Genomic DNA, 21,916 nt, shown 5'->3' on the forward strand with positions numbered 1-21,916 from the left:
GCTGTAGAAGTGTCTTATCTTTTCCTCAGTATTTTACTACATATGCTTTCCATATTTCCTACCGCTTTATCTACAGATTGCCTAAACTCATCATTTTCGTCATAGCCAGCCCAAAACACAGCTTCATATTTATGCATTTCATTCAAATGCTTTTCTAATTGCTCCTCGGAAAACTTCTTGTACCCTTGATCCTGCCAATGCCTCCTCCCTAATCTGTAACTGGCGTAGAATAATTCATTTACCAATCGATTTATTTCATCAAATGGCTCAACAGACTCCTTTCCAAAAAGAACCATAAACCTATGCTTCAAAGATTTTAATTTAATGAATGGTGCCTTTTCTTTCTCATACCTCTCAATGATGATGTAGGCATAGTCTAAAACTTCAGATTCCTCTTGTGTTTCCCGTTCTCCCCTTTTACGAGTTTCCCCCTCTCCTTTATATCCAGCAGGATGCCTGATAACCTTGAACCTATCTGATATATCATAGAAGCAAGTAAGAACCTCTTCCGCTAGCTCATACTTCCTTTTCCACTTTGCTTCTCTTCGCCAAGACGATATTCCATAAACCGCAACACCAGAAGCAACAGCTACCGAAATTGCTTGAATCACACCTAGCACAGTCTTAAGTTCCATTTACTAATTGTCAGAATTAGAACAAAAAACCCCGACAATATTGCCGGGGCATACTTTAACCTGATTAAATTGCTTCGCACTGTAAATATACAGAAATCAATAAATTTATATCGTCACTAATTGAATTAGCCACAAACAATTAGGAAGTGCTCTTAATTAGATATAGAGAATCTCATCAACAGTGGATCAAGCTCAATTATTATCATTTACAAACTTCTCAGAAACTCGTCCTCAGACAAAATCTCTAATCCTGCTCCACTTTCGATTAACTTAATTGCCTTTTCTTGTTTAGAGCTCATTCCATCTTCCCCAACTACACGGTAATCTTGCTGTCCGACCACCAAAATATCCGTTTTTTTCGTTACCCCTTTTGCGTTTACCCCACCAACATCTGCCACCAGTTGCTGAGCATCCTTCCTAGCCATAGACATTAATGTTCCTGTAAAAACGACGGTCTTTCCGTATACTGGGCTATCAGGATTGTGCTTTGTAGGATCTCCAACAATTTCCTCGGTTTTCGTTAACGGATATTCTCTTTTTGTCCGAGACGCACTGTATCCCCCATCAAACAACCTTCCTATAGTTGTCTTAAGCTTCAATGGAAAGTCTTCTTTCACTTGTACTTCCGCCTCCTGGAATGCTTTCAACGAAAGTAGAGCAGTAGCCTCACTGTCATTTGCCGCTCGATGATGTTTTAAAGGGATACTATGATAATGGCAAAGAGATTTTAGATCATAGGAAGGAAGGCCTGCCCATACTTTTTTTGAAAAAATATAGCTGCAAGAATATTCAAGTTCAGGGAAAGGTATCTGATAAAGCTCAAGGGTTCGCCTTAAAACACTCATATCAAAACCTGCATTGTGAGCTATTAAAAACTGACCTTCTAACATTGACTTAATCTCCGACCATACTTCAGGAAATTCCGGTGAATCTTCAACATCTTTTGGAGTTATCCCGTGTATTGAAATATTGAAAGGATCAAAATCCGGATAATACGCCGGCTTAATTAGCCAAGACTTGACTGCTTTTACTTCGTCTTGCTCAACAAATGCCAAGCCTATTTCACAAGGGCTATTCCTCTCCGGTGTAGCTGTTTCAAAGTCAATTGTAATAAAGTCCATGATTTGATTTTTATAATGCCTAATCAATGGTTAATGGTGCTCTTTTCAACTTATACGCCATAAGTTCAGTTTACGCGCCATTTATACGCCATACACCCATTTTACGCGCCATTTATACGACTTTTTTCTATTCGCTATGAATCTTAGTATGTGTCCTAAGAGAAACTTCCACCGACCCCAATAACGACTATTTATATTCCTGTTTCTTTTCAGGATCATCCTTGCATGGGAACACCGATGAAATGGTAATCAAATCCTCATGAACTTGATAAATGACTACGTAAGGAAACTTCTTTAAAATGCCTTCCCTGTAATCTTTGTATTTAACTTGAAAGTGATAGGGGTATTGAGTAATATACTCAATCATTTCTTCGATCTCAGAGACAAAACGTGAACCTAAGCCTTGGCTTTTTTCCTCGTACCACAAATAACCAGCGATTGTTCCTGTGCGTACTTTCTCTCTAATCTCAAGCCTGTAAGCCATGCTTGTCTACAAGTTCCTGCTTAATATCTTGCCATGTGTATAGTTTACCTTGACCAGCTGCATATTCCGCTTCTTGGATATCAAGCTCCTTCTTTTGGCCTTTGGTTAAAACGGACTCAACAGCATCTTTGTGACCTCTTTCAAGCATTTGCTCAATTTTTGCCAACAAGCTTGCATCTGCGGTTTTAAGTAGGACTTGTATTTTGTTTATTCTCTGTGAAATAGTCATAATCAATTTCCCTAATTACAAAGTTACATATTCTAAGGTTCCTTTGATTCCCTGTAATATACCACATTCTTTAAACGCTTCCAAGAGGCTAGCTCACCGCTCTAAAATATGCGTATAAATCTGGGTAGATTTCAATGAGCTATGCCCCAAGAACTTGGCGATACTTTCCACACTCATTCCATTTTCAAGCAGATGGGTTGCAATGCTATGTCTGAGCACATGAAACCCTAGTCGCTTGCCTTGGATTGCCTTATCATTTGTTCGCTTTTGTAGCTCTACTAGCATCCGATTAAAATAGCTTTCACTATAAATCAAAAGTCGACTGTGTGGCCTTGTGAGGTGATGATAGTCCGAAAAGCTCTTCCTGAAGTTGTAGATATAGTCCTGCAACACTCCTTTAATATTTGCATTAAAAGGGACAATTCGATCCTTGTAATTCTTGCCCTGTCGAATAAAGAGGGCTTGTCGTTCGAAGTCAATGTCCTCGGCCTTTAAATTTAATGCTTCCGCCTTACGCAATCCACATCCATAGCACAGAGCAAAAATCAATCGCAATTGATACTGCTTGCTTTCCCGTATTACAAATGACTGCTCCGGGTATAAAGCATCGATGGCATCCTGAAGCTTCTTTATTTCATCTCTCGAAAAAGGCACTATTTTCCTTAAACGTTCTTGCTCATCCGGCTTTATTCGAAGTCGTGGTGGAATGGGAACATTGGACATCCCCGATTGAGTTAAAAACTCTAAAAGCTTATCCACCGCATCAAAGTTTTTATTGAGATAGGACACACTCAATCCCCCTTGAAATTTCCAATTCCTACGAGATTGCACATACTCAAGATATTGCTCCACCGTCCTTTGATTGAGGCGTCGAATGGTATCAACTCCCCTTTCCTCCAGGTATCTAAAAAAGTACTCAGAGGCTAAGCGATATCCCCTATTTACACTGGCACTATATCCTAAGGTATCTATCCACTTTAAGAATTCAGCTTGTAAATAGCGGTAATGAGAGTTCATGCTTAGAAGGGATTAAATCGTTCAATATCCTGACTCAGTTGCTCCATGTCCCCTGCCAAATATTCCTCAGTGCTTACAATCGACTTATGACCCGCTAAGTATTGGGTTCTTCTCAAACCCTCTGTGCTTAACCACGCCACAATTCTTGAGGCCCGTAACTGTCTGAGGTTTTGAAAATCCGGGCGGATCTTCTTTAGTTGGGTGGCAAGATGACGACTGGCCTCCCCTAAATTCTGAGATTCTGATTTCTGCTTTCCTGAGGGTGGTAAGGCTAAAAACACCCGATCCGAGTCCTGGTTATAGTTTAAGAACTGAGGCCGTACTTCCATTAGATACCGCATAAGTGCTCCCACTTGAGTCGCCTCAAGTAAGAGGCGGCGATCCGTAGCACGGGTTCGACCGTGAATTTTCACTTTGGCCTTAGCTATATCAATATCTTCAATTCGCAAGCGGTTAAACTCTCGAGGTACGAGGCCTTGATAGATGAGCAAACCTAACATGATGTAATTACGCTCTCTACTTAAGCGGCTGAACTCTCTTTGATTTTTGGGGATATGGTTATCATCATAGCCTTGAACGTAGTGGTAGTAGTATTGATCATAGATTTGCTCCAACTCCCATTCAGTATAGACCCGAGGAATCTTCCGAGTCTTTACCCCTCGCAGATGAATTCCCCTAGTGGGTAGGCCTGCTACCACCCCTTCTTGAAATAAAAAATCAAAGAAATGGCACAGTGCATATAGATGCCATTGTCGAGAAGCATTAGACTGCTTCTTTTCTTTAAGAAAGCCTAGGTATTCCATAATGTCCCTTTTCTGGCAAGACGCTAGATCAGCCTTATACCAGCTTAGAAATTTCCCCACGCTGTAGCTGTAGGCTTTCTGACTTGATGAAGACAAACCTTTAGATTGCAGATAAGCTCTAAACCGCTCGTGGTATTCGAAATCAGCCTTCATCCGTCTTTGCTTTTAGCTTTTCTCGCTTTTGGACTGTCCCACTGACCTTCTTAGGCCCAGTGCGGGCTTGAGGCTTGGACAGGGCCTTTTGTCCCACTGTCCCTCTGCCTTTACTGACAGTGCCTTCCTCCGCTTCTTTGAGGTTTTTGTTCTTTCTCGATTTCTGAAAGTCCTGGACTCTTTGCATCAAGGCTTTAATATGAGCCTCAGTCTCCGCACCTGGGTGACTAGCGGATTGAAAATCGCTTAATCGATAGCGATAGCCTCCTTTGTACTTATTCCCCCCTACTATGGATAGGTAATTGAAGTAGCACAGTTCCTTGAGGTAGCGGTTTAATGTTCTTGGATGCACCATTTTCTCCTTTCGGATATCAATGGCCGTAAAACCTTTTTCACCCGAGTTTCCTTCCCATGTTTGTATCCATTCTAGTAGTTTACGGGCGGGAGTGCTTATGCCCTCTCTTGCCTTAAAGAGACTGTTACTTAGTAGCTCAATGGCCAAGGCAATATCCTCTGGCTCTGTCTCCAAATAGACTTCTCCTGTTTCCGGATCAACTTTTTGCTCACGTTGATGCTGAAAGAAAAAGGTCACCACCTCGATAAAATCCAAAAAGATCAATAAGGCTCGATGATTATCTTCTAGCTCTTTCGGAAGCTCTAGCAAAGGAGCATAGGGGTTACGGATACTTTGATTAGGTAGACACTGTAATAATGCCCGAAGGTTCTGATAAGCCTCTTGGGAGCTTTGATGATTAATCGTGCCTGCTCGACTTTGCCGTTCATAATGCAGTAGCTCCTTTTCTTGGGCCGGACTCAATCCTAAGTTCAGCTTTAAAAATGGAAGCTCAGAAAGTGGAGCCTTGGAAGACTCTTCGCTATAGGCGATTAAGCAAAGCTTAGTTCTAAAATCAAAGGTGGTGGCATACAGTAATCCATCTTTATTCTTGGAGGCTTGAGTTTTAATAAGTCTACCGGTATTTTGAAGCGCCATTAGCGGCTTTAACATTTTAGTAGTCCAATCTAAGTCCTCTACCACAAGCACCTTCCCTTCCACCTGATGTTGCTCAAAGTAGTACAGGGCATTTTCACTCATATGGGTATGAATGCTCTTTTGAGACTCAGGAAGGCATGCCATCAGCTTTTGAATCAAAGGATAATGATAGCTCCCTGTACCAGTACACAAGACTGATAAGGGCCGGTTTAGATTGCGAGAAGCCATGGCCAGAAACAAGATCAAAGCATTCTCATCGTCCTTTGGAATGCCAATGCTCTGGAAGTCCTGCTGAATATTTAGGAGTAATTGCTTACTCGAAAGACAGGCTAAAGCTTTTGCCTTTTGATCTTCGGAAAGTATGGGCTCTTCCAAGCCTTGTTGATTAGGATACCGTAGGCATTCAAATCGGTAGGACTCCAATTGCAGAACCATACCATGAATGCTTTTTGCACAATCGGAAAATCGAAGCTCCCACTTATCGCACAGATCCCTTATTAATCCATCGCTTTGCGAATCATTGTATAAATCCAGAGTCGTACGAAAAGGAGGATAATCCGCATAGCTAATTCTTAAGGTACAGATCATCCTTTCCACCGAAGTAGTATCCACCCCTCCTAAAACATCAATGGTAAATTGAGTATCCTGGTAGGTGATAAACCGTGGGTTATGGATTTGTAGATTCTTCATATGCTTTAGGGTCTAAGCCCCTTATTTTTCAATGATTTATAGCCAAAGGCCTCCCTTGCCGGAAACCCAGCTAAAAGCCTTAAATGACTGATTATCAAGTCTAAACACGCTCTTTAAGTCCGAACACGCAAGTCTATCGCCAGATAGTTTTAAATCGAAGCAAAGGGCTCAAATCCCGCTCAATTCCCGGGCTTTAATGCTCGTGGTCTTGCCCTTTGGAATACTCCCGTTCCCTATCATATCTTTCTTTGTTTAACCTATCATACCTTTCTTTGGTTAACCTATGATACCGAGCCATGGCAATGCTACTTCTGATCTCGGGTACCAAGTGAGAGATTCGGGGTTGGTTTGCTAAGAGACGATATTCTCTGGCTTTAAGCCTCATCTTTTGATTCATCTGATCCATCCGGTTCACGGCATCTTGATTAAGAAAGCACCAATCATCTATGCCCTCTCCTTTCAGATAACCCGAAAAGCATTCCTTTTCCTTGCAATACTCCGTGATATAGAATGACATCTTCTTTGAGGGAGACTCAATTATAGCGATGACTTTAGGGTCATCAGCTAAGTCCTGTTCGCCGATTTCTAGTAAGCGTTCTCGTAGTTGCTTTGAAAAACTCATGGTTACACTGCTTAAAGATTTCTATCTCTTTCCTGCTCTTTACCAGACCGTAGTTGTTCCAATCTCTCTAACCGCTGATTAAAACGGTTGAGCTGTTCTCGATGCTCAAGTGCGATAAAATCTGCCGGAGTAATACCCAAGCTTTTCCAGCTGTACCGCCTTCCATTCGTATCCTCAATTCCGGTAGGAAGGCCTTGTCGAGTAGTAATGGTAAAGCCATTTTCAATCAACAATTGGTAAAAGTGCTGGCGACTTTTAGCTTTATAACTCAGTAAATGGTCTTTGATAAACTTCATACGGTGCGGTCTTTAAGGTTTCTGGAAAATGAAATCCCCCGAATCGACTGGAGTTTCTTCGCACGATTCGTACATGCTAGCTCTGGAATCAAAGTCTGGATGGGCTGTGGCTCGCGGTGTACATAGGTGCTTATCTCCCTAAGCTCCTCTATCTTAAGCTTGGAAAAACCAAAGTGTTGATAGCCATCGCATTCACTACCCCGTATATAGCCGAAGAATGTTTGGCTATTTGGGTCATAATCCGTTGCATAGTAATAAGCCCCTTCTCGATTAATAGCAAAGGTGACGACCACCAAGGGGTTATCCTTTTCCTTTTGAGGACCTATAGCATTGAATTGATCTAGTGTCTTGGAATCTAAATGCATCATTCATTTATTTTTCAAGGGTTTTAGAGTCCTTTAAGCGGATAGACTGCATTCGATTAAGCAGTTCCTGTTCCCTAGCTCGTTCATGATCTTTCTCCAAGGTCTTAATCTTCTCGGGCTCTAAGCCCAGAGTCTTAAACCGAAACTTTCGACCTGATTCAGAGATTAACCCTGTCGGTTGCCCATCAGAATTTCGCTCATAATACAGATAGCCGTATTCTTGAAGGATTTCTAAAAACTGCTGTTTGGAACTCGTGGTGTGATAGGCTTTTTGAACAAGTTGCTTAAGCTTTTCACGTTCACTTTTCTCCCCTCGTTTTCCAAGCTGATATTCAGGCTCGGATGTGTACTCTCTCCCCTTTCCATGCACTACCAATGAATGCTCTAGTTCTGGATAATGCTCCTTGACAAAGTCCTCTAATTCCAATTTTAAACCCTGAAGCTTCGCCTTGCGTAATCCTGTTGCCTTATCCTCACGGTAGTATGTTCCAGATTCTAATACATGCCAATGAGGTGTATTCGTATCGTAATGAGCTACTGCATAAGCCAAAATATCGCCCCGTAATTCAAAATATTTGCGGATCAATGCCTCCATAACTTCTGGAGTCGCAGCCTTCTGGTCTAAATCTGAAACCGACAGAATACTATGGTAGCAATACACCCGGTTACTGCTTACTTTTCGATAGGCTTCATTGGCAAGAAACTCGTCTACCAAAGCCTTCGAATTCCTGGCACTACTGCGTAAGTTATGGAGCACCGGCTCTCCCTTTTGTTTTTGGCTTTGATTGATGTAGCTCAGCGTTTGAGAAAAAGCCGACAGCGAATGTCGACCGAGCATCTTAAGTATGGGCATGGCTATAGTTTTTAAGGTAACTCAGTAGCGTTGCCTCTGCCGAAAGAAGCTTCCGCAAAGTGATTTCAGTGTTTCCTCCCGCTTGGATACGGTTAATTACCAAGCCTATTTCTTTAGCAACCTTTAGAAGCTCTTCTTTATTTGCCAGAAAGGGCTGTGACTGACTTTGGCTAAGGACTAAGTCTCGGGCCAATGCCGTAGGGGTGATTGCATGCTTTTGACAGTAACTTTTAAAGATTTGATACTCTTCATTTTTCAATGAAAAGCGGATCTCACGCCTTTTCTTTCGTTGTTGCCTAGCCCAATTATTCTGGTACTTTCGACGATACTCTCGCTTGAGTCGCTGGCGAGTTCTTGGATTATCCAGTGCCTGATGCTGTTGTAAATAGCGATACAGCTTTTCCGATCGTTTCATAGACTGGTTTCTTGATTACGTTTTTGGAGATACTCTGAGATATTTAAAAGTGAAGGCAATGACTGACTCCCCCCTTGAATGGAACTTTCCTCAATCGCAGCTAAGGCCGCCCGCTCTGTCCATTCTGGTATTTTATAAAAAGGCTTTAGCCTGGCTAGTATCGGGCCTTGTCCTGACACGGTAATAATGCCTCGGTCTTGAGGTAAGGCCATAATTTCGTCAGCCGTAAGCAAGGCTCGCTCCCTTTTATGCTTGGTTTTAGAATCTTCATACTCATAGCTCCCTAATTCTTTAGATAAGGATTGAGCCAAATGAAGTGAGGCACTTAAATAGATTTTGGTCTTTAGGTTCGATAGTATACTCTGAGCTCGCTCCCGACCATAAATGGCCGTGAGCTGGGCTTCTGAGTCCTGGCATATCACCATAAGACTTCCGCGATACTTGCGAACATTGGCCGCCAGCACATCCAGCTCTATGCTTAATAGCGGGGCTTCATCTAGGATAAAGTCCACATCATAGTCATCTTTTTCCGGTAGCGATTCAAACAACACCTCGAAATATTGCTGTAAGAATAAACTAGACAGCTTCGAATAGTACCGCATATTAACGGTGCTGGAATGTAGGTACACAACCGTTTTCTGCTTTCTCCATTGGCGAAAGTCACCTAAGGTATCAGAGGAGGTAATTTGGATGATATTCTCATTTAGGGCCATCATTGATACCGCCGTGCTTGCCGAAGCCAAAATCCCACTTAAGGTATTTTCTGAATTTGAGATTAATGAAGCATACTTCTCAAATAACCCTGTATCCTGCTCGGCCAAGCTAGCCACGAGTTGATCTACCTCCCCTTGCCCTGTTTTAGACTGTAATAAGTCAATTATATGGGCTACTTCTGCAAGTGTTTGATGGTCTTGAGGCAGAAGCTTAACAATGCGGATTACACAAACTAAAAGCTGAATAGCCATCGCATCCCAAAAGGAGTCCTTCTTATCAGAACTGGCACCCACCAGTTGAGTGGCCAACTTGCTGTAATCTGACAATCTATGGGCTCGAGCCAGTGGGTTGTAGCATTCGCTTTTCTTGGCTGAGGCCCAATCTATCCTGATTATAGTATAGCCTTGACTTTTTAAAAATCCACTAGACTGGAGGTATAACTCCCCACTAGGGTCATGGATAATTTTTGAGTTATGGGTGGTCAGGCAATTAGGTAAGGCCACTACCGTAGACTTGCCACTTCCGGAGCCCCCATTAACCAGAACCCCCATGTAAGAGAGTTCTGGTGAAATGGCTTTTGTTCCGGTAAGCACAAAGCCTTTGTGATTTGAGGATAGTATGGTGGATTCCTTAGCAAACTTTGCACTTAGAGAATGATCCTTTTCTGCTAAAGCATCAAATGCCCAATCTAGCCCTTGCTCTACAAGCTCCATTAACAGCTGGATTGCTCTTAACAGCGAGTTTCCAAGATTTCGAAAAATGCTACTCCTTCTTGTTTCCATGGCTTATCTTTTCGATTCAATACTTTGATTAATAGAGGCATTAATCAATTTCAAAATCTCCTCGGCCGCCTTCGTACAGAAGAATAAAGCCAATAGAAATACTCGCCAGAGAAGTTTGATGAGCTTTAGGATATGCTTCATGGCTCAATGCTTTGGGTAAAAACAAGCTTACTGGCCGTGTAGACTTTAGCTCCTTTCGCTTCCAGCATATTGGTATAGAGCTTACTCATCGCTTCAAAAACTTCCTGGGTCTCGGGTCTAGCCAAATGCACGAAATACACCTTCACCCCAGTTAAGTCGCCCAGAGGGACGGTTTTTTCAAACCTACGAGCGACCGAATCGGGACAATGCAACAGCAATTTTCTATCTTCACTCCTATATACACTAAACCAGTCTGTATTCTCATGAAGATCTGACGAGATGACTGCTATTCGATTAGTGGCTTTTTTTGTTGAAAGATTTACGAGCTCTTCCGCTATCCCTACATACAAATGAGAAGCATTTCTCTGGTTTCCACTAGGAGTAGCATCAGTCATCATCCTTTGTACATTCCCTAAGAACTCCCGGAACTGGCTCTTTCGTCGAAGTTCGGTAACCTGATTACTATTGGCTTCGGGAAGCACACTTTGCTCAACAACACCATGAGGAATATCGGACAACCCTCTGGTTTTAACACTTACCTCATACCACAACAACCGAGGATCATCGTAGATAAGTAATTTCCGTAAGTCCGAATAAGTCACTTGACTCATCGTTTCTGTTTGGTCATGCAGAATCGCTAGATTCAATAAGGGGTCTTTGTTTTTGTGGCATGAAGAAATCAATACCAGCATTAGTAAACCAACAGTTAGCCTTAGGTTTTTCATGATGTTTTGCTTTTTGTAGTTGAAGAGCGGTAGAAATAAGTTTTTAAACGAGGCTCGAATTGCTTGTCAAAACACTCGGGATGAACCTTATCTCGTCTATGACGCAGGTTGCTTTGTAAATACTCCTCCCAGGCATTTTCTGCCATCGTGATACACTCTTCCTCAATTCGAATTGCATACTGCTGCTTGGAATAAGCGTATTGTCTTAATTCATCCATCTGATCTTCTGCATCCGATATTCGATATAAATGGCCATCAAGCTTTTTCTGACATTTTCGGATTTCACTCATTTTAGATTTTGCTCTAAAAAGCGTCAGCCATTGTGCTTTTGTTGGAGATAACTTGGCAAGCAAACATGCTGGAAGGAAAATAGCTAGCGAGAAGAACATAAAGAGTATAACTTCAGTTGAATCCACACTGCAAAGGATTCCGCCACACCCGGTTTGATCAACTGTTAAATACTGAACAGCGTGGTAAGATGCCCGGAGCACTCCCATTACCGAAAAGAAACAGAGGACCCCAATTGTAATCCCCGTTCTGATTAAGACTTTCTGAAATTTGTTTCTTCCTAAAAACCACCATCGAGTCAATTGATGTGATAAAATTGTAAGAAGAATCCCTAAGAATACGGAAGTAAACGAAGCTGCAAAAAAGTGAGGGATAACCATTCTCACAGCAGGTAAACTTAAAGCTCCCTCTGCCAATCCCGCCACCACTGTAAGGCTTGTGAATATGTACGCAAGTGCTTTAGGGAAGTTTCCTTCCATTTGCTTATACTCTTGCTGAAGGCTATTAAGTTGATTCCTGGAATCATCCCTTGCTATACGCTCCTCATGTAAAATTCTTTCCTGCTTAGCCAGCGCATTTTCCACATGTTCATCGGCTCTATGGTGTCCACGAATAGTGTTAATAAGCTCTTGTGTGGTTGTTCGGATAAAGTTCACCTGAGCTATCCCATGCTTCTTGGGTGTCCCAACCTCCGCATCTTGTCGGCCTCGTTCCTCTGCCTTTTTTAAGAGTTCACGGTTTACTAGTCGCTTGACTTGGTCTACATCGGAATTAACGTAGGTTTTGTACTCCAACCATTGGTTGTCTTTCGTCTCTTTCATATCTGATTATTTATTTGTTAAATGAAAACTTGAATGCTCCTTAGTAGCCCACCACTCTTTAAGCAGGTTATTATGGAAATTATCGGAAGCTTAGCGCGTAAGCTGGTGAAATATCATCCGAGCTTCGGAAGCATTGGGATAGTAGGTGAATGACTTTCCGTTGTAGATGCAGAAGAAACCGAGTTCCACGTCTTTTAGTAATTCGAACTTACCTGATTGGGCGTATAGTTTAAAATCAACTTCTCTTTGGAAAGTCTTTTTTGGGGTGAGAAAGTGCTTTTTTTTCATAATCAAAATGTTGAGCTTAATGGAGGATTATTTAAATAATGCTCTACAAGATTATGAAAATCATCAAGGCTATAAAAATATAAGCTCCTGATTTACAGGTGTTTAAGTAAGATTACCTATAAGCTTGGAAATAAGCTTATACAAAAAGCCCTCAAAGGAAATTGGACTATAAGAGTGGCTTTCAACTGAACCGAAGGTCTACTAAAACCAAAAAAAGGGTACTATTCAGTAATTCAAGACAAAGTCTCTAGGAGACCATTTCGATTAAGTACATATCGAAGATGATTTCATCGATAAAGGTCCTAAACCTGTTTTCTTTATAAGGGAATTTCACACCATTAGCATTTCTATACTTTATCCTCTTTCTTGAATGCTCAACGGTTGGTTTAAGTAGCTTTGGGTTTTTCAAAATATACTGGCGTACCTTTAAACTATTATTGGTGACAATACCATTTTTGTCTTTGTCCTGAAAGAACATTACATAGGAAGTATTAGTTGAATACTTAGCTCCAGAACTTTCAACTCTAGCTTTCAGCACATCTGCTAATTCTGTACTTATAGTTCCATCAAAAGACTTATCCTTTTCCAGATAGGCCATACAACACGTCAAGTTATCCCTATTTGAAATAAGTGAGACATATGCTGAGTTGCATAAAACAAAAGATATGAGGCTGTTCTGATTTAAAAGACGCTTTATAACTAACTGCCCTTCATCAATTGTTTCTGTAGTCAAATGACGTTGAATTAGGGAAGTATTAAAATCTTCCGCTATTCTTTCCAATCTTGCCTCTACTGATTTTAACTCTCGCTTAGTTTGCACAGATGGCAAGTCAAATATTTTTTCGAGAACTGCTTCAAAGTTCTTTTGGCCAAAGTCATTCTTCCAAACAAAGTAGTCATATCCACAGGTTGTAAGTGCTTCTATAGCTTTTTGCAATTCTTTGAGGCCCGTAAGCATTACTAACGGAATAGATTGAAATCCTGGCAATTTGCTAACCGTTTTCCCAAATTCAAGGCCGGAGAACCCACCTGTCATTTTTTCATCTACTAAAACTAGGTCAACGTTCTCATGATTTTGAACAATATAACCTATCGCCTCCTCGGCACGATTCTCATCATTAAAAAATTTAACGTTATGCCCTTTTCTGCGCATTAGTTCAATTCTTGACTCTACGGTGCTGAAATCATCATCAATGACGATTATTTCAAGGTTTTTCATAGCTAAAGTTTAATGAAATAGAGTAGAGGTTTCCTGAGACATTAGAATGCTCAGGATTCAAATTGCAGTAAGCAAGATTTTGAAGGATCTCTTTAAGGATTACTAGTCCACCAGATATTTTCACGGGTTTGCTATCATAAAGTAGATATTCAATGGCCATTTTAGCTTCCTCAAAATACCCAGCTTTAATGTTGTTACTTATAGTCAGCTGTAAGTGATTTTTGCATCTCTTTAAACTCACAGTAAAAGAGGAATCTTTTGAAGTGTTTTTAGCAGCGTTGTTCCAAATGTTCCAGATAAGAAGAAATACCTCAACCATATCTTCTTTTATTGTAATCAGTTCACCAGCTTCTTCATCTATGTTAACCACTGGTAATACTTGATTATAAATATGATGTTTCTCTAAGAAGGATATGTAGTAAGAAAGTGTTTTCCCATATAACTCGTGTTCTCTATCAAGATACTGATATGTAGCCATGTTACTGAAATCCAATATTTGAAAACTAGAATTAATTCGATTAAGATATTGGGGTAAATGGTCATATTTCCGTGCATTTACATCATCAATTGAGAGATCTAAAAAAGTCCTCAGACTCGGAGTATGATTGAAAATGGTATGTTTGTTAGCAATCGCATTGTTTTTAAACTTATCCAATTCATCCGTGTAAACCATATATGTCCCCAGTCTCTTAATAGAATCATATAAACCAAAACTGAAGATGTACTTATGCAGTTCCTGTAAAACTGCGTGACATTTTTTTGTGGTAAGTTCAATATCCAGAATTAAAAAGCATGAGAGATTAATTTCAACATCTTGAATTTTCAAATTCTTATTAACCCAAAATGAAGTCTTTCCAAAATCCCTTTGTTCTAAGTGAAAATTCCACTTATTGAAGCGGATAGTATCTTGTTCTGATTCTTTACTAGATTTCCTAAACAAATTAACACTGGACTCTTCCAGTGTAATCGAAGCGAGGTTCTTAAGCTCATTGTTTAAAAGCTTATATTGACTTGTACTGGTATCAGTTGTGAGCAGCGAACCTTCGGCAAGTAAAAATTCACTTAATACTATAAAATACTCCTGAATAGCATAACTAGAATTTTGACCTGTATCAATTTTTAATGCAGTGCTTTTAAAATAATGAGCAAAATCCAAGGCCAGAATATTTTGTCCTGGACTGCCAATAATCTCTTCAATCCGACCAATAACTTGAGAAGGAATATTATTTCCCACTAAATCATCATTGGCAATAAAAGAAGAACTATGATAAGACTTCTCTAGGAAAATTGGTAAATCCTTAAAGAAATGAGCGTCATTTGTAACATCAATACGCCCTTTCCAGAACTCATGGAGGAATATATCTTCTAGACTTAAACTATATTCCCCTGGAAAATATTGAACTGCTTGCAAAGCATGTAAAATTTCATGCAACGTCCCATTTGACCCTGGGAGACCCACTAGATAATCCGAATGCTCAATTATTGCTTCAACGCGATCACCTAAATTTGAGGCGTATTCTACTTTATCTAAATACCTATTTGGTTTTTCTTGAAAAGTGCCTAAAATGCCGTAAACTTCTAAGTAAACATTAGGAAACTCCTTTCCCACAAGAACTTTAGCTGTTTTAGAGATAGATTTCATGAAGCCGTGATAACCCCCAGTAACAATTTTCACTTTTTCGTAGCGGGAGAATACATCTCTAAGCAGCTTATCAACCAATTCAGTGTACTGATCGGCAATACCATCTGCACTGCTTCCTATAAAACCAAGCCTGATCATATTTTAGATATTATTCCTTTCTGAAAAGCATATATTGATATGAGGGCATCATTTCTTTTTTAACATTCTCTGTTGGGATACTCATACAATTTTCCAATATAAAATTGTTCTTTTTAGCTAGTCTAAAATAGTCCTCAAAATCATATAAAATTCGATGGTAATTTTCCTTTGAGCTATACTTCCCAATTCTTATCAGCTTAGATATCGTAACAAGCTTGTTCTTTTTGGTTAGCCTCCAAATGGACTTAGCTCTAACGTCATTCTCTCCAATTGCTCTCAATACTTCAATAGCTGGGTCAAGCCCAATGATTAAAAGTGCTGCTCCTTTTTTAGCTGTACGTGTAATATTCTTGAAGGCTATATTCAAAAATGGCATTTCAATTAAACTCAGGCAACAAACAACTATATCTGACTGCAGTTCTTCCGAGTATTCTTCCAAATCACCTTCCATGTCTATGTACAAAAACCGGCTATTTTCAGAGTCCGCCTGGTGTTCAACAAATTTCAAACAATTATCGAGACCTATGTAAGAGCTGTTTGATGGAATTATATCCTTCAACCAACCAGTTCCACAACCAACATCGAGTATCTGACTTTTATGCTCAAGGGCCTTTGCCAATATGGAAAGTTCCTTTTGTAATAAGTTTCTTATTTCTGTCCTTGGAAAATTATGTTCTATTAAGAAATCAGCATTGCAATTCCACGCACGATTGTTCTCCTTTTTAAAATTCTCTTTATTATTTAATATGTTAATCATTTCTGTTTCTCGGAATAATACTTATCTACAAATTGAAGATTAATACAATTCCCTAAATCTGCTTCTTTTAAGACTCCTAATTTCACTAATGTCTCTGACATTTCCTTCCATTCTTTCAACTCAGCATACAGAACTTTACCCTGTTGTCCTTTGAAATAATCTAATCCTTTTTGAAAAGCTGCCAACTCCCGATTAGCATCTATTTCAGGATCATACTCTTTCAGATACGCTATAGCCTTTTGTGGATCACTTAAAGCTTTTTCCCACCCTTCTATCATAGATTTAACAAATGCCTCAACTACCTCTGGTTTCTCTTTCAAAATTTTACGTGTAGTAAAGTATACTGTACCCAAAAAATGGATATCATAATCTTTTGGCTCTATTATTCTATAAGAGATGCCATTAAAATCTAACGATACTGTTTCATCATAAATAAAGGCTGGTCTTACATCGTAAGCACCTGAGATAAATGTTCCTAAATCAAATGAGATTTCCACCTCAGTAATAAGGTTGCTATTAAGCGATAATTTATTCTTTAGTGCCTTGTAGACATACTCTGTATTTGTTCCTGTTAAAACACCTACTCGTTTACCTTCAAAATCTTCGGGTTCTAATATATTATCCTCTTTTTTGGATATAAAGCAAGTGGGGGAGGCATGATTTATTACGCCTATTACCACTAGGTCAGCACCTTTCTCATTAGCCGTTAAAATTCGATCCGCGCTTACAACACCAAAGTCATTAGAGCCTCCTAGTACAAGTTTTATTGGGTCTAAGTTGTCCGAGCCTGCTTCAAGTTTTATATCTAAACCGTACTTTTCATCAGTTTCGTTGACCGCTATCAATTCTCCTGCGTAGCCTGCATAGGGGAACCATTCCTGCCTGAGGCTTACCTCCCATTCTTTGCTTGAATTATCTTCAGAATTATTGTAATAGATAGACGTGATCACGATCAAACCTATTGCAAGGACAAGGCCAATTGCCCTATTTCTGTTTAGTTTAGATACCATTTTCCTATTCTTTTTTCGATTACAACTATACCTCCATACAAAAAAATTCCCAACAGCGTTGACACAAACAGGCTCGACATCATAAGGTCAGGCTCTAACCTCTTGGCGGCTAGAAATAGGTTTTTCCCTAATCCATTTTCCGCTCCATTAAATTCGCCTACTATTGCGCCTATAACAGACAGAGTAGTTGCGATCTTTAAACCTGACATTATCCCTGGTAAGGACAACGGAAAGTATAAATATCTAATTCTATGAATCGTTTTGGCGTTGTAGATAAACATAAGCTCATGCATACTTCTATCTATTAATCGAAAGGAATTGGAAAAATTTATAAAAATGGGGAAGTAACATAGCAAAGAAGCCATCATTACCTTAGACTTAATGCCAATACCAAAAAGGATTATAAAGAAAGGAGCCAGGGTAATTAATGGTATTACTTGGCTGAATATCATTATTGGCAGGATATAGGACATCAATTTTTCATTGTAAAAGCATAATATCATAGTTACGAAGCTGAATACAGTACCTATAAATAAGCCCAAGACTGATTCTATAAAAGTGAGCTTAGCAGCGACAAGTAAGTGATCGAAATTATCCATAGTATAAGTCACCATTATACTTGGGGAACTAATGAGCAATCTGGTAGTGTTACTACCTCTAGAAAAAACTTCCCAGACTATAACCAATAGGGCAAAAAGAACTATGTAGGTAAATATTTTTCTCCTGACCATCAATCACTCAGTATTTGGTTTTTTATTTCTCGATACTCTTTTTCTAGATCAAATAGAATATTATTCTCATAGACCCTTGGTAAACCTAAATCAATTTGAAGGTTTTTGATTATTTGTCCTCTTTTTCCCAATACTATGATGTTGTTCGAGTGTAAAAGTGCCTCTTGGATATCATGGGTAACAAGAACTATTCTAGCATCAAACTCAGCTCTTAACCCTTCAAGTTCTTTATAAAGTTTTGTTTTCCATTTTATATCTAAACTGCTAAAGGGTTCATCTAAGAACAAAACCTTGGGTCTGGTCACAAAGGTTCTAGCTAATGAAACTCTTGCCCTCATGCCTACCGAAAGCATTGATGGCAGGTAGTCCTTGTATTCATACAGACCTACCATTTCAATTAATTTGTCTACAAGTGGAGGACTCCCAACCGTTGCTAATTTTAAAGGTAAAGACACATTATCTCTCACACTTAGGTTTGGAAAAAGAGGAGCTTCTTGGTGCATAAAACCTATCAAACCACTTTTTACGGCTTCTATAGGAGATTGACCTAACACTTTTATCTCTCCTGTATAATTATTCTGTTTATTGGCTTTAATAATGCCTGATGCCAGTCTCAATATAGTTGACTTCCCACATCCCGAAGCCCCAACAATAGCAACGCTGTCTCTATCGTCAATTGAAAAAGTTAAGTTATCTATTACAACGTGACTTTTCTCATACCCAAATGAAACTTGATTAAACTCCATCGTTTGCTTCCTAATTCTTCAAACAAACTTATCAATATGATTAATGATTGGGGCTTTTTTTAATAAACCAGCAACATCTTTATATAAGCTTACACGTGCTACCCCCTGACTTAAAAGCACTTACATGCATTCAACCAGACTTAGCACTACTTCGATTCTATTAAAAAAGCATGATAAATCACCTAAAAGCACCACTTAATAGTCTTACGACTACCCATTATAAAAAAAGTGATACTGTCGACTATCTGTCCTACTATGATATGTGGAAAATAGCAAAGCCTGATTACTGTTTTAAAATAAACCATATGTGAGTTCAGTAGAAGCAAATCACAGCGAAACATTGCTCTGTCATGAAACTGTAAGCTTCCCCTGATCCGAACCATTAGTTAATTGACTTTTCCAAAGATAGTATTGTTTTCAACCACCCCGAGGGTACCCTCGGGGTGGTTGCGTTTGGCGTATACCCTAGGCGGTATATTTCCTAATGAATCATGAGGTTTAAAGTTGTTATAGTCATGCATCCACTTTTCTGTTTGCTCCCTTACCTGATGGATATCTTCAAAAATATATTTGTCCAGCACTCCTCGGCGGTAGCTTCCATTAAATCGCTCTATAAAAGCGTTCTGTGTGGGTTTGCCGGGTTGGATATATCTAAATTCTATTTCATGAATGACGCTCCATGATTTAGTGAGCTCAGCAATGAACTCGGGCCCATTGTCCATTCGGATCACATCGGGTTTACCCCTGCGATTGATTAAATGATTAAGCACATATACTACTCTGTTTGATGGAAGTGAGAAATCTACTTCGATATGTAGTGCTTCTCGATTGTAGTCATCAATTACCGTGAATGCACGAAACTTGCGCTTGTTTTCTAGTACATCATGTACAAAGTCCATACTCCAGGTCTGATTCGGCCTATCAGGCACCACTAACGGTTCTTTTACCCGAGCGGGTAATCGCTTCTTAACCTTTCGTCTTAAAGGTAGTTTTAAAGCCACATAAACACGATGTAGTCGTTTGTGGTTCCAAGTCTTGCCTTCATTACGTAAGCGGTGATAGGCGTTCCAAAAGCCTTCCTCAGAATGTTCTTTTGCTTTCGTCAGTAATGCTTCTTCCAGCTCACGATCATCCTTTGCTTGGGCTTGATAGTAATACACGCTTTTACTGAGGTTTAATACACGGCATGCCCTGCTAATACCGTAGCGTCTAGATATTTCCTGACCAATCTCTCTCTTACGGCAGGGCTTTAAAGCTTTTTTTCAATAATCTCTTTAGCTAGTTGATGATCTAGGGCCAGGTTCGCGTACATCTGCTTAAGCTTCCTGTTTTCCTCTTCAAGATCCTTTATACGCTTTAACTCCTTTCCACTCATGCCAGCATAACGCTCTCGCCATTTGTAAAACGTTGCGGTACTAACCCCGTACTCTCGGCTCAATTCCTGTGCACTTCTACCTTGATCAAACTCTTTCAAGACCCTGGCAATCTTCTCTGGCGAAAACTTACTCTTTCTCATAATCGACTGTTTAAAATTAATCCTATTCCTCTACTTTTAAACAGTTCGGTTTTAAGGGAAGCTTACAAAACCTTCCCTAAAAAAGGTAAAAGTCTTAGTTGTCATAACTTGAATGGAAAGAGGTTTAAACATGCGTTGACAATATGAACATGATAATCAACCATTGAAGTCGCCCTGATATTCAACATTTTTGACAGAAAATCTACCTACTAGAAAATGGCTCATTTCAATTCCCTGATAAACTGAGTTTTATCGCCCTATGAACTCACTTTGTTTACTTGATCTAAAAAGTAGAAAAACCCTTTTTTACTTAAGATTTCTCCTATGTAAATTACAGGGAAAACCCTCTCTAGCTAATTGATCATTTTAAATATCCCCAGCTACCTTAGCACAGGTCTCTAGATACTTATAGAGCAATTAATCGTCACAAATGTCTCTAGGTGACGAGAACTTTAATATAAAAACATCTCTAAACCAGCTTCAATGAAGGAAGACAAGATTGCCGTTTTAATTGATGCAGATAATGTTCCTTACGCAAACATTAAGGAGATGCTGGATGAAGTCACCAAATACGGAAATCCAACAATCAAGCGGATTTATGCAGACTGGACAAAACCTACAGTTTCAGGATGGAAAGGTGTTCTGCTGGAAAATGCAATTACCCCAATCCAACAATACAGTTATACTTCCGGGAAAAACTCTAGTGACAGTGCACTAATTATTGACGCAATGGATCTCCTATATTCAAACAAAGTAAATGGATTCTGCATAATTTCTAGCGATAGCGATTTCACCAGATTAGCTACTCGATTAAGGGAAGCTGGTATGCTCGTCATTGGAATGGGAGAGAGAAAGACTCCGCAGCCATTTATTACAGCTTGTGACAAGTTTGTCTACATTGAAATATTGAAAAGCGGTAGCAACTACATACGTCACAACAAAAGGATTAAAGAGACAGATCAAAAAGGCGATTCTTCGGCTTCAGACTTGAATGATAAATCCTCCATAATTAAAGTTATCAAAGCCAGTATTGATGAAATATCAGATGACGACGGGTGGGCATATTTAGGAGAACTCGGCAATTTCATTTTAAAAAAACAAACTGATTTCGACCCAAGAAATTACGGTTACCAAAAACTTTACCCTTTACTTCAAAGCATTAGCTCATTAGAGTTTGAAGAAAGACACGCCGCAGACAACAAGGTTAAAAGCGTTTATGTCAGAAATGAATCTTAGACAATCCACTCAATTATTAAGAATTAAAATACCATCATGACAAAAACTATTATAGCACTTTGGGGAACAGCAAACGTTGGCAAATCAATGACCTTAGCCAGACTTGGAAGACAACTACAACGAAGTGGTGCAATAACGCAAGCTGATGTTAAAAGAGAGGAATACCGTGCTATTTTTAATTACCAAAGTCATATTATAGGTCTTCAAACCTATGGAGACTTTGTCCACGTTGTAGACAAAGGCTTAAATGAATTCCTTAAAGAGAATTGCGATATTATCGTTATTGCTTCAAAGTCTTATGGAGCAACGGTAGATGCCTTAGGTGCATTTGCTGGTAGTCATGGTTATCGCCTTATTTGGGCAAGTCCCTATCAAGTCAGAGATCGCTCGATTGCTACTGATAGAATAAATGAGTATTGCGCAAGACATCTTTTTAATATAATCAATGACACTATTGCCAATATCCTGTAATAACTGTTTTAACACTC

At 39.5% G+C, this 21,916-nt stretch carries 22 protein-coding genes and 1 pseudogene; 2 read left to right on the forward strand and 21 right to left on the reverse strand.

What is annotated here, in order from left to right:
* Positions 1-14 precede the first annotated feature (14 nt).
* From ACO05P_RS11615 to ACO05P_RS11715, 21 genes and pseudogenes are all read right to left on the reverse strand, one after another.
* Positions 15-635 carry a hypothetical protein gene (locus ACO05P_RS11615; protein ID WP_421751047.1) on the reverse strand — a complete coding sequence of 207 codons (621 nt, stop codon included), beginning with the start codon at positions 633-635 and terminating at the stop codon, positions 15-17.
* Between the two features lie 206 nt (positions 636-841).
* On the reverse strand, positions 842-1,756 hold the full coding sequence (locus ACO05P_RS11620; protein ID WP_421751048.1) for an exonuclease domain-containing protein: 915 nt from the start codon (positions 1,754-1,756) through the stop codon (positions 842-844).
* Between the two features lie 187 nt (positions 1,757-1,943).
* Positions 1,944-2,240 carry a type II toxin-antitoxin system RelE/ParE family toxin gene (locus ACO05P_RS11625; protein ID WP_421751050.1) on the reverse strand — a complete coding sequence of 99 codons (297 nt, stop codon included), beginning with the start codon at positions 2,238-2,240 and terminating at the stop codon, positions 1,944-1,946.
* Positions 2,224-2,475: a hypothetical protein gene (locus ACO05P_RS11630; RefSeq protein ID WP_421751052.1), complete on the reverse strand. Its 252-nt coding sequence runs from the start codon at positions 2,473-2,475 to the stop codon at positions 2,224-2,226. Before ACO05P_RS11630 ends, ACO05P_RS11625 begins: the two co-directional genes overlap by 17 nt.
* Positions 2,476-2,562: 87 nt before the next feature.
* The gene (locus tag ACO05P_RS11635) at positions 2,563-3,486 is read right to left on the reverse strand and encodes a tyrosine-type recombinase/integrase (protein ID WP_421751054.1); all 924 of its coding nucleotides are present in this window, start codon (positions 3,484-3,486) and stop codon (positions 2,563-2,565) included.
* A gap of 2 nt (positions 3,487-3,488) precedes the next feature.
* A complete protein-coding gene (locus tag ACO05P_RS11640) occupies positions 3,489-4,442 on the reverse strand; it encodes a tyrosine-type recombinase/integrase (protein ID WP_421751056.1) in 954 nt (317 codons plus the stop codon).
* Complete coding sequence (locus ACO05P_RS11645) at positions 4,432-6,123, reverse strand: hypothetical protein (protein WP_421751058.1); 1,692 nt, start codon at positions 6,121-6,123, stop codon at positions 4,432-4,434. Before ACO05P_RS11645 ends, ACO05P_RS11640 begins: the two co-directional genes overlap by 11 nt.
* A gap of 633 nt (positions 6,124-6,756) precedes the next feature.
* A complete protein-coding gene (locus ACO05P_RS11650; RefSeq protein ID WP_421751060.1) occupies positions 6,757-7,041 on the reverse strand; it encodes a hypothetical protein in 285 nt (94 codons plus the stop codon).
* Positions 7,038-7,409 (reverse strand): hypothetical protein, encoded by a 372-nt coding sequence (locus ACO05P_RS11655; protein WP_421751061.1) that lies wholly within the window; start codon positions 7,407-7,409, stop codon positions 7,038-7,040. Before ACO05P_RS11655 ends, ACO05P_RS11650 begins: the two co-directional genes overlap by 4 nt.
* 4 nt (positions 7,410-7,413) lie before the next feature.
* Positions 7,414-8,259, reverse strand: a complete 846-nt coding sequence (locus tag ACO05P_RS11660) for a relaxase/mobilization nuclease domain-containing protein (RefSeq protein ID WP_421751063.1) — start codon at positions 8,257-8,259, stop codon at positions 7,414-7,416.
* Positions 8,246-8,674, reverse strand: coding sequence for a hypothetical protein (locus ACO05P_RS11665; RefSeq protein WP_421751065.1), 429 nt, complete (start codon positions 8,672-8,674; stop codon positions 8,246-8,248). Before ACO05P_RS11665 ends, ACO05P_RS11660 begins: the two co-directional genes overlap by 14 nt.
* Complete coding sequence (locus ACO05P_RS11670) at positions 8,671-10,101, reverse strand: type IV secretory system conjugative DNA transfer family protein (RefSeq protein ID WP_421751067.1); 1,431 nt, start codon at positions 10,099-10,101, stop codon at positions 8,671-8,673. Before ACO05P_RS11670 ends, ACO05P_RS11665 begins: the two co-directional genes overlap by 4 nt.
* Positions 10,102-10,307: 206 nt before the next feature.
* Entirely contained in the window at positions 10,308-11,036 is a 729-nt protein-coding gene (locus tag ACO05P_RS11675; protein ID WP_421751069.1) for a hypothetical protein, read from the reverse strand.
* Entirely contained in the window at positions 11,033-12,145 is a 1,113-nt protein-coding gene (locus ACO05P_RS11680) for a hypothetical protein (protein WP_421751071.1), read from the reverse strand. The genes ACO05P_RS11675 and ACO05P_RS11680 overlap by 4 nt, the downstream gene beginning before the upstream one ends.
* Before the next feature lie 535 nt (positions 12,146-12,680).
* Entirely contained in the window at positions 12,681-13,652 is a 972-nt protein-coding gene (locus ACO05P_RS11685) for a response regulator (RefSeq protein ID WP_421751073.1), read from the reverse strand.
* Positions 13,639-15,432, reverse strand: coding sequence for a hypothetical protein (locus tag ACO05P_RS11690; protein WP_421751075.1), 1,794 nt, complete (start codon positions 15,430-15,432; stop codon positions 13,639-13,641). The genes ACO05P_RS11685 and ACO05P_RS11690 overlap by 14 nt, the downstream gene beginning before the upstream one ends.
* A gap of 10 nt (positions 15,433-15,442) precedes the next feature.
* The gene (locus ACO05P_RS11695) at positions 15,443-16,189 is read right to left on the reverse strand and encodes a class I SAM-dependent methyltransferase (protein ID WP_421751076.1); all 747 of its coding nucleotides are present in this window, start codon (positions 16,187-16,189) and stop codon (positions 15,443-15,445) included.
* Positions 16,186-17,199 (reverse strand): ABC transporter substrate-binding protein, encoded by a 1,014-nt coding sequence (locus ACO05P_RS11700; protein ID WP_421751078.1) that lies wholly within the window; start codon positions 17,197-17,199, stop codon positions 16,186-16,188. The genes ACO05P_RS11695 and ACO05P_RS11700 overlap by 4 nt, the downstream gene beginning before the upstream one ends.
* Positions 17,184-17,798, reverse strand: coding sequence for an ABC transporter permease (locus tag ACO05P_RS11705; protein ID WP_421751079.1), 615 nt, complete (start codon positions 17,796-17,798; stop codon positions 17,184-17,186). Before ACO05P_RS11705 ends, ACO05P_RS11700 begins: the two co-directional genes overlap by 16 nt.
* A 131-nt stretch (positions 17,799-17,929) precedes the next feature.
* A complete protein-coding gene (locus tag ACO05P_RS11710) occupies positions 17,930-18,676 on the reverse strand; it encodes an ABC transporter ATP-binding protein (protein WP_421751081.1) in 747 nt (248 codons plus the stop codon).
* A 452-nt stretch (positions 18,677-19,128) separates the two neighbouring features.
* Positions 19,129-20,192 (reverse strand): annotated as a pseudogene (locus ACO05P_RS11715) (IS3 family transposase); the annotation flags it as partial.
* Positions 20,193-20,675: 483 nt separating this feature from the next.
* Here ACO05P_RS11715 and ACO05P_RS11720 point away from each other — a divergent pair.
* Together ACO05P_RS11720 and ACO05P_RS11725 are read left to right on the forward strand one after the other, a co-directional pair.
* Positions 20,676-21,428, forward strand: coding sequence for an NYN domain-containing protein (locus tag ACO05P_RS11720; RefSeq protein ID WP_421751083.1), 753 nt, complete (start codon positions 20,676-20,678; stop codon positions 21,426-21,428).
* A gap of 36 nt (positions 21,429-21,464) precedes the next feature.
* Positions 21,465-21,899: a hypothetical protein gene (locus ACO05P_RS11725; RefSeq protein WP_421751085.1), complete on the forward strand. Its 435-nt coding sequence runs from the start codon at positions 21,465-21,467 to the stop codon at positions 21,897-21,899.
* The last annotated feature ends 17 nt before the right edge of the window (positions 21,900-21,916 follow it).

The sequence above is a fragment of the Croceimicrobium sp. genome, from assembly GCF_965228705.1.
GTDB lineage: Bacteria > Bacteroidota > Bacteroidia > Flavobacteriales > Schleiferiaceae > Croceimicrobium.

Excerpts from the sequence above, each read along its gene's own strand:
- ACO05P_RS11615 (WP_421751047.1), bottom strand. The coding sequence starts at position 635 with ATGGAACTTAAGACTGTGCTAGGTGTGATTCAAGCAATTTCGGTAGCT.
- ACO05P_RS11620 (WP_421751048.1), bottom strand. The coding sequence starts at position 1,756 with ATGGACTTTATTACAATTGACTTTGAAACAGCTACACCGGAGAGGAAT.
- ACO05P_RS11625 (WP_421751050.1), bottom strand. The coding sequence starts at position 2,240 with ATGGCTTACAGGCTTGAGATTAGAGAGAAAGTACGCACAGGAACAATC.
- ACO05P_RS11635 (WP_421751054.1), bottom strand. The coding sequence starts at position 3,486 with ATGAACTCTCATTACCGCTATTTACAAGCTGAATTCTTAAAGTGGATA.
- ACO05P_RS11640 (WP_421751056.1), bottom strand. The coding sequence starts at position 4,442 with ATGAAGGCTGATTTCGAATACCACGAGCGGTTTAGAGCTTATCTGCAA.
- ACO05P_RS11645 (WP_421751058.1), bottom strand. The coding sequence starts at position 6,123 with ATGAAGAATCTACAAATCCATAACCCACGGTTTATCACCTACCAGGAT.
- ACO05P_RS11650 (WP_421751060.1), bottom strand. The coding sequence starts at position 7,041 with ATGAAGTTTATCAAAGACCATTTACTGAGTTATAAAGCTAAAAGTCGC.
- ACO05P_RS11655 (WP_421751061.1), bottom strand. The coding sequence starts at position 7,409 with ATGATGCATTTAGATTCCAAGACACTAGATCAATTCAATGCTATAGGT.
- ACO05P_RS11660 (WP_421751063.1), bottom strand. The coding sequence starts at position 8,259 with ATGCCCATACTTAAGATGCTCGGTCGACATTCGCTGTCGGCTTTTTCT.
- ACO05P_RS11665 (WP_421751065.1), bottom strand. The coding sequence starts at position 8,674 with ATGAAACGATCGGAAAAGCTGTATCGCTATTTACAACAGCATCAGGCA.
- ACO05P_RS11670 (WP_421751067.1), bottom strand. The coding sequence starts at position 10,101 with ATGGAGCTTGTAGAGCAAGGGCTAGATTGGGCATTTGATGCTTTAGCA.
- ACO05P_RS11675 (WP_421751069.1), bottom strand. The coding sequence starts at position 11,036 with ATGAAAAACCTAAGGCTAACTGTTGGTTTACTAATGCTGGTATTGATT.
- ACO05P_RS11680 (WP_421751071.1), bottom strand. The coding sequence starts at position 12,145 with ATGAAAGAGACGAAAGACAACCAATGGTTGGAGTACAAAACCTACGTT.
- ACO05P_RS11685 (WP_421751073.1), bottom strand. The coding sequence starts at position 13,652 with ATGAAAAACCTTGAAATAATCGTCATTGATGATGATTTCAGCACCGTA.
- ACO05P_RS11690 (WP_421751075.1), bottom strand. The coding sequence starts at position 15,432 with ATGATCAGGCTTGGTTTTATAGGAAGCAGTGCAGATGGTATTGCCGAT.
- ACO05P_RS11695 (WP_421751076.1), bottom strand. The coding sequence starts at position 16,189 with ATGATTAACATATTAAATAATAAAGAGAATTTTAAAAAGGAGAACAAT.
- ACO05P_RS11700 (WP_421751078.1), bottom strand. The coding sequence starts at position 17,199 with ATGGTATCTAAACTAAACAGAAATAGGGCAATTGGCCTTGTCCTTGCA.
- ACO05P_RS11705 (WP_421751079.1), bottom strand. The coding sequence starts at position 17,798 with ATGGATAATTTCGATCACTTACTTGTCGCTGCTAAGCTCACTTTTATA.
- ACO05P_RS11710 (WP_421751081.1), bottom strand. The coding sequence starts at position 18,676 with ATGGAGTTTAATCAAGTTTCATTTGGGTATGAGAAAAGTCACGTTGTA.
- ACO05P_RS11720 (WP_421751083.1), top strand. The coding sequence starts at position 20,676 with ATGAAGGAAGACAAGATTGCCGTTTTAATTGATGCAGATAATGTTCCT.
- ACO05P_RS11725 (WP_421751085.1), top strand. The coding sequence starts at position 21,465 with ATGACAAAAACTATTATAGCACTTTGGGGAACAGCAAACGTTGGCAAA.